Below are 949 nucleotides of genomic sequence, written 5' to 3' on the forward strand. Positions count from 1 at the left end.
AGGATGGATTGAACAGCTATCAGAGGTTAATACAGACAACATTCAACCTCTTTATAATATTTCGCTTGAGAACATGCCCAGACGCGAGGATCAAATAAACGATGGAAATTATCCTAGCGCCATCCTCGCCAATGCACCAGAAGCAGAATTTGGCATGTTTGTTGTGCCCAAAGTTGTAGAGTAACCCATGACAAAATTAACCGAACTTACCTTATGTGAAGCAAGAGAGGGCCTTGTTAATAAGCAGTTTTCAGCCCAAGAACTAACCCAAGCTCATTTAGACAAAATGGAGGAAACAAGGGCACTCAACGCTTATATTACTGAAACGCCTGATATTGCTCTTAAAATGGCGCAAGCTTCTGATGAAAAGTTTGCAAAAAAAGAAGACCTTCGTCCTCTCGAAGGCTTACCTATTGGGATTAAAGATCTTTTTTGTACCAAAGACATCCGCACAACAGCAGCTTCAAAAATTCTTGATGACTATAAACCTCAGTATGAATCAACTGTAACCCAAAATTTATGGGACGCAGGAGCTGTATTATTGGGAAAATTAAATCTTGATGAGTTTGCCATGGGTTCATCTAATCTCACAAGTGCTTATGGTCCTGTTATAAGTCCCTGGAAAATTAAAGATAATAATCGTCAATTTGTTCCTGGGGGATCTTCTGGAGGATCTGTAGCTGCTGTTGCGGCTGGTTCTGCTCTCGCCACAACAGGAACAGATACTGGGGGTTCGATTCGGCAACCTGCAGCTTTTGCTGGTATTGTTGGCCTAAAGCCAACTTATGGTCGATGCTCACGCTATGGGATTGTGGCTTTCGCATCTTCCTTAGATCAAGCAGGTCCCCTTACAAAAAATGTTCGTGATGCTGCCTTAATGCTCAAAATTATGGCGAGTCACGACCCCAAAGATGCAACTTCTTCCAACCTTCCAGTCCCCGATTATGAG

The 949-nt window shown here is 42.6% G+C and carries 2 protein-coding genes; both read left to right on the forward strand.

Annotated features, from left to right (window positions below; genetic code table 11):
• The coding region (gene gatC / locus IG80_RS15395; protein WP_156962223.1) for an Asp-tRNA(Asn)/Glu-tRNA(Gln) amidotransferase subunit GatC at positions 1 to 184 on the forward strand (184 nt) is incomplete at its 5' end.
• A 3-nt stretch (positions 185 to 187) separates the two neighbouring features.
• The coding region (locus tag IG80_RS0111715; protein ID WP_032114213.1) for an amidase at positions 188 to 949 on the forward strand (762 nt) is incomplete at its 3' end.

It is taken from the genome of Candidatus Paracaedibacter symbiosus, from assembly GCF_000757605.1.
Lineage (GTDB): Bacteria > Pseudomonadota > Alphaproteobacteria > Paracaedibacterales > Paracaedibacteraceae > Paracaedibacter_A > Paracaedibacter_A symbiosus.